This is a genomic window from Streptomyces sp. NPDC050422, from assembly GCF_044458665.1.
Taxonomy (GTDB): Bacteria; Actinomycetota; Actinomycetes; order Streptomycetales; family Streptomycetaceae; genus Streptomyces.
The window spans coordinates 1-5,899 of record NZ_JBITIE010000053.1 but is presented as its reverse complement, the minus strand read 5'-3'; the positions used below and the strand labels follow the sequence as shown (position 1 = coordinate 5,899).

The following is a 5,899-nucleotide window of genomic DNA, read 5'->3' as shown; positions in this document are numbered from 1 at the left end:
CCCGAAGAAGATTCCGACGGGACGAAGCAGGGGTGCTGTGGTGCGGAACGCTCATGCGGACTTCGCCTTCCGAGAAGTGCGACGAGTGAGGGAGCGTTCCTGCGGTGGACTGCCATGGGGCGGATGGCTGAAAAGGGTTCGGTCCTCGGATGTTCACGGCGCGATGGGCAGGCGCCGGAAGCGGACCGGAAGGGGTAAATCGTTGGTGACGGTGGAAAGTCACCTCGGTTGGCAGGGAACCTACGGCGGGTGAAGCCGATCGGTCAAGACCTGATTCCGTCGGAATGCGACGTGTCGGGGCCCGAGGCGTCCGGTTCCGGGTCCTCGACCCAGCCCAGCGAGGCGCTGATCCGGCGGGCCGCGTCCCGGACCTGGCCGCCCAGTTCCTGGTAGCGCCAGGCCGGCAGGCCGAGCTTGAGACCCGTGATGGAGACGGCCCCCGCACACACCGACCGGTCGTCGAAGACCGGTGCGCCGATGCAGATGATGCCCTCGGCGTCCTCCTCGTCGTCCAGGGCGTAGCCGACCCGGGCGATGTCGCGCAGATGGGACAGGAACGTCGCCGGGTCGGTGATCGTGCGCGACGTGCGCCGGGGCAGCCCGAACCGTTCGATGACCGAGGCGGCCTCGCTCTGCGGCATTGCGGAGAGCAGCGCCTTGCCCAGGCCCGTGCAGTGCGGCAGCTCGCGCTGGCCCATCCGCAGATCGAGCCGGACGCGCTGGTCGAGCTCGACCTGGTCCACCACGACCGCGTGGCCGTCCTCGGGCACGGCGAGCCGGGACGCCATGCCGGTGCCCCGGGTGAGGTCGCGCAGGACAGGGTGGGCGACACCGCGCAGGGAGACCTGGGACCTGGCGCGGTCGCCGAGCCGGGCCAGGCTCATGCCGAGCCGGTAGCGGCGGTTCATGCCTTCGCCGTCGTCCGAGACGAGTCCGTACGCACGCAGGGTCTGGAGCATGCCGAAGGCGGCGCTCTTGGAGATGGAGCAGGCCTGGCCGACCTCGGTGACGCTCAGGCCGTTCCCCTGGGAGGGAGCGGCGAGCGCTTCGAGGATGTCCGCTGCCCTGGCCACGCTCTTGACCCAGTACTTCGGCTCTTCTGGGGCAGCACTGTTCGTCATAGCAGAACAGCGTAGTGCCTTCGCGGCTGCGGAGGGCACCTCCGATTCATGAAATCCGCCCCATACGGGCCTTGGTGGGCCGGAAGGGGGTTGACCGGCTTTCGGGGCAGACGTAATATCCAGGCACTGTTCTGCCCTACAGAACAGTGTTCTGGAAAACTGCAACGCACCACGGATCACCCCTCTTCCTGCGGCGACTGCCGGGCGGATGGCGCCAGGGACTCACGGGCCGGGCAGGGCCCGCGAAAACCGACGACTTTCGACGCAAGGAGCAAGCACCATGAGTTCAGGCCCGGTAGGCAACGAATCCGGAGCCCGACTCGCCGAGCGCGCCCGCCAGGTCGTACCCGGCGGCGTGAACAGCGGTCAGCGCAGCGTTCCCGGACTGACCGACCTGGTCGTCACCGGGACCCACGGCGCACGGTTCCGTACCGCCGACGGACGCGAGTACACCGACTTCCACTCGGCGTTCGGCCCGCCGCTGCTCGGCCACAACGACCCCGACGTGGCCCGCGCCACCGCCGAGGCCGGCGCGACGCTCGGGCACATGGGCGTCGGAGTCACCGAAGGCGAGGTCCTCCTCGCCGAACAGCTCACCGAACTCATCCCCTCGATCGAGAAGGTGCTGCTCACCAGCACCGGCAGCGAGGCCACGTTCCACGCGCTGCGCGTCTCCCGCGCCGCCACCGGCCGCCGCCTGATCGTCAAGTTCCAGGGCTGCTACCACGGCTGGCACGACGCGGTCAGCCTCAACGTCATCTCCGAACCCTCGAAGGTCGGCGGCCACGACCCGATCTCGACCGGCATCCTGCCCGAGGTCCTCGAAGCCACGCTCGTCCTGCCGTTCAACGACAGCGAGGCCGTCCGGCGCACCTTCGCCGAGCACGGCCCCGACATCGCCGCCGTCATCGTCGAACCCATCCCGCACAACGTCGGCGCCCTGCTCCCGTACCAGGAGTTCCTCACCACGCTGCGCGAGGAGACCACGAAGGCGGGCAGCGTCCTGATCTTCGACGAGGTCATCACCGGCTTCCGCCACGACATCGGCGGCTGGCAGAAGATCTCCGGCGTCACCCCCGACCTCACCACCCTCGGCAAGGCCATCGCCAACGGCGCCCCCGTCGGCGCGATCGGCGGCCGCGCCGACCTGATGGACCTCTTCTCCACCCGCCCGGGCGCACCCGCCTTCTTCGCCGGCACGTACAACGGCCACCCGTCCGTCGTCGCCGCCGCCCTCGCCACTCTGCGCAAGCTCCGCGAGGAGCCGGTCCACGACCACGTCTTCCGGCTCGGCGACCGCGTCCGCACCGAGCTGACCGACCTCTACGAGCGCCTCGGCGTCCCTGCGGTCGTCACCGGTTACGGCTCCGTCTTCGTCAGCTACTTCATGCCGGGCGAGGCCCCCCGCACCTACGCGGACCTGCTGAACAACGACGCCTCGATGTTCGTCGGCTACCGCCGCAAGCTCCTGGACCACGGCCTGTTCGAGCTCCCGCTCAACCTCAAGCGCAGCCACATCAGCTACGCGCACACCGACGCCGACGTGGACCGTCTGATCGAGGGCACCGAGGCAGCGGTCAAGGCCGTCCTCGCCGACGGTGGCGCCCGCGACCTGGAGAACACCTCGACCATGGGTGGAGCGACCCGCTGATGCTGACCGTCAACCGGACCCGTCCCGCCGGCCCCGCCGGACGGATCACCCGCGTCGAGACCCTGATGCTCGGCACCTCCTGGCGCGACTTTGGCTATGTCCGGGTCCACACCGACGAGGGCCTGAGCGGCATCGGCGAGATCACGCACCCCTACCGGGTGAGCGAAGTGTGCGCCCTCACCGAGGCGATGGGCCGACGCCATCTGATCGGCGCCGACCCCTTCGACGTCGAGGAGCTCTGGCTCCGCGTCTACCAGGGCGACTTCCTGCGCGGCGGCGACGTGGGCGGCATCGCCCTGTCGGGCCTCGACCAGGCGATGTACGACCTGATGGGCAAGGCGCTCGGCGTCCCCGCCTACCGGCTGACCGGCGGCGCCTGCCGCGACGACGTCCGCGTGTACGCCAACGGTTGGTACACCGGCGAGCGCGAGCCCGAGACCTTTGCCGCCAAGGCGAAGGAGACCGTGGCCAAGGGCTACACCGCCCTCAAGTTCGACCCCTTCGGTCCCGGCCTTCACGAGCTGGAGCGGGCCGAACTGCGCCGCTCCATCGACCTCGTCGCCGCGGTCCGAGAGGCGATCGGCCCCGACATCGACCTCTTCATCGAGGGCCACGCCCGCTTCGCCATGCCGACCGCCGCCCGCCTCGTGCGCGAACTGGACCCCTTCGACATCGGCTGGTTCGAGGAGCCGATGCCCTGGACCCACATCGAGCGCTACGCGGAACTGCGGCAGCGCGCCACGTTCCCCATCTCCGGCGGCGAGCACTTCCACAACCGCTACGAGTACAAACAGCTCTTCGCCACGAACGCCGTCGACATCATCCAGCCCGACCTCTCCATGGCCGGCGGCTTCACCGAGGTACGGAAGCTCGCCGCGATCGCCGACACCCACGGCATGCTCGTGGCCCCGCACAATTCCAACTCCCCGCTCTGCACCACCGTCTCGGTGCACGCGGCGCTCGGAATCCCCAACTTCAAGATCCTCGAAACCTTCGACGGGCTCCTGGAGCCGTTCGTCTTCGACGCCCTCAAGGGCACCCTCCCCATGGCGGACGGCCGCATCGGCCTGCCGACCGCCCCCGGGCTCGGCGTCGAACTCGTCGACGAGGTCTTCGAGGAACACCCGCCCAGCCACCGCTTCTGGAACATGTTCGCGGACGGCTGGGAGAAGCGGAACCGCACATGATCGTCGACGTCCACTCCCATCTCTTCCGGCACAGCCACGACTTCACGGACCCGTTCAGCTCCGACTCCGCCCGCGCCCACGCGGGCGAGGTCGACCTCACGGTGAAGTGGGAGGAGTACGCCGCCACAGCACCCGAGTCCACCCGCACGATCGTCGTCGGCGGCAAGGCGCGCCGCAGCGGGCTCTGGGTCGACGACGCCGCCGTGGCCTCGTACGCCGGAGCACACCCCGACCGGCTGATCGGCTACCTCTCGCTCGACCCCACCCAGCCCGGCTGGCAGGACGAACTCCGCTACGGCCACCAGGAGCTCGGTCTGCGCGGTATCAAGCTGATGCCGATGTACGCGGGCTTCGACCCGGCCGCCGAGGAGTACGACGAGCTGTACACGTACGCCGAACGGCACGGCCTGCCGCTCCTGGTGCACACCGGCACCACGTTCGTCTCCAGCGCACCGCTGGAGTGGGCGATGCCGCGACACCTGGACGCCGTCGCCATCCGCCACCCGGAACTGCGGATGGTCCTCGCCCACCTCGGCCACCCCTTCGAGGGCGAGTGCATCGCGGTCATCCGCAAGCACCCGCACGTGTACGCCGACCTCAGCGCCCTGCACTACCGGCCCTTCCAGCTCTGGCACAGCCTCCGGCTGGTCCAGGACTACGGGGTCTTCCACAAGGTGCTGTTCGGCAGCGACTACCCGTTCACCACGGTCGACGACTCCGTGAAGGGGCTTCGGGAGATCGCCCGGATCCCCGGCATTCCCGGACTGCCGCCGCTCGACGCGGGCGCGATCGAGGAGATCATCCACCGGCCCTCGCTCGATCTGCTGGGCCTGAACGGCTGACGGGCCGTTCCCCACAGCCTGCGGACCGGCGCCCGCGCCACCCCCCTCGGCCTCCGGTGCCGGTCCGCAGCCGGGCCGCCGCGCTCCCACCCAGTTGTGTCCCTGCGCGGCGGCCCACCTCCCCTCCTGCCTCGCCTCCCGAAGGAATCCCGCGATGACCGCAGCCGTCCCGCCCCGAGGCACCGACCGCTTCGACCTGACCGGCCGCACCGCGGTCGTCACCGGGGCCGCCCGGGGCCTCGGCCGGTCCTTCGCCGTCGGGCTCGCCGAGGCGGGCGCCGATCTCGTCCTCGTCGACCTGCCCGGGGCCGAGGGCATCGCCGACACCGCCGCGGCCGTCGAGACACTGGGCAGGCACTGCCGTGTGTACGGGCAGGACCTCGCGGACACGGAGGCGCTGGCCGGCTTCGCCGACACCGTGCGCGGGGAGTGCGGGCCGCTGCACATCCTGGTCAACAACGCCGGCACGGCGGCCCTGGAACGCTTCAACGAGATCACCCCGGCCAGTTGGTCGCACATCATGCGGGTCAACGTCGACGCCGTGTTCTTCCTCAGCCAGCGCGTCGCCGAACACATGACGGCCGACGCCGTCGCCGGCCGCATCATCACCATCACCTCGAAGAACGCCCTGGTGGCGGAGGCCGGCCTGGCGCACTACAACGCCTCCAAGGCCGCCGCCCAACTCCTCACGGAGACCCTGGCCGTCGAACTCGCCCCGCACGGCATCACCGCCAACACCCTCGCCCCCGGCATGGTCGAGACCCCCATCGACGGCGAGTTCCCCTTCGACCGGGAGGCCTTCGAGTCCGCGTACCGCGAGCGCATCCCGCTCGGCAGGTACGCCCGGCCCGACGACTGCGTGGGCGCGCTGCTGCTGCTCGCCTCGGACGCCGGGGCGTACCTCACGGGGGCGAGGCTCGTCGTCGACGGGGGAGTGCTCGCCGACCAGATGCCGCGGATGCGCTTCATGCCGCCGTACCGCAACACGATCTGACCGCGACCGGCCGGCTGTCGGTTCCCACCGAGCACGCTTCGACAACGCGAGGAGCACCTCCGTCATGTCCGCCCCTGCTTCGTCCCGTCGGAATCTTCTTCGGA

At 70.1% G+C, this 5,899-nt stretch carries 5 protein-coding genes; 4 read left to right on the top strand and 1 reads right to left on the bottom strand.

The window, feature by feature from the left end; genetic code table 11:
- Positions 1-263: 263 nt before the first annotated feature.
- Entirely contained in the window at positions 264-1,121 is an 858-nt protein-coding gene (locus tag ACIBJG_RS38610; protein ID WP_399315011.1) for an IclR family transcriptional regulator, read from the bottom strand.
- A 280-nt stretch (positions 1,122-1,401) separates the two neighbouring features.
- Here ACIBJG_RS38610 and ACIBJG_RS38605 point away from each other — a divergent pair, with 280 nt between their 5' ends.
- From ACIBJG_RS38605 to ACIBJG_RS38590, 4 genes are all read left to right on the top strand, one after another.
- Entirely contained in the window at positions 1,402-2,772 is a 1,371-nt protein-coding gene (locus ACIBJG_RS38605) for an aspartate aminotransferase family protein (protein WP_399315009.1), read from the top strand.
- On the top strand, positions 2,772-3,959 hold the full coding sequence (locus ACIBJG_RS38600; protein WP_399315007.1) for a mandelate racemase/muconate lactonizing enzyme family protein: 1,188 nt from the start codon (positions 2,772-2,774) through the stop codon (positions 3,957-3,959). The genes ACIBJG_RS38605 and ACIBJG_RS38600 overlap by 1 nt, the downstream gene beginning before the upstream one ends.
- Entirely contained in the window at positions 3,956-4,801 is an 846-nt protein-coding gene (locus ACIBJG_RS38595; RefSeq protein ID WP_399315004.1) for an amidohydrolase family protein, read from the top strand. The genes ACIBJG_RS38600 and ACIBJG_RS38595 overlap by 4 nt, the downstream gene beginning before the upstream one ends.
- A gap of 154 nt (positions 4,802-4,955) precedes the next feature.
- Complete coding sequence (locus ACIBJG_RS38590) at positions 4,956-5,795, top strand: SDR family NAD(P)-dependent oxidoreductase (RefSeq protein WP_399315002.1); 840 nt, start codon at positions 4,956-4,958, stop codon at positions 5,793-5,795.
- The last annotated feature ends 104 nt before the right edge of the window (positions 5,796-5,899 follow it).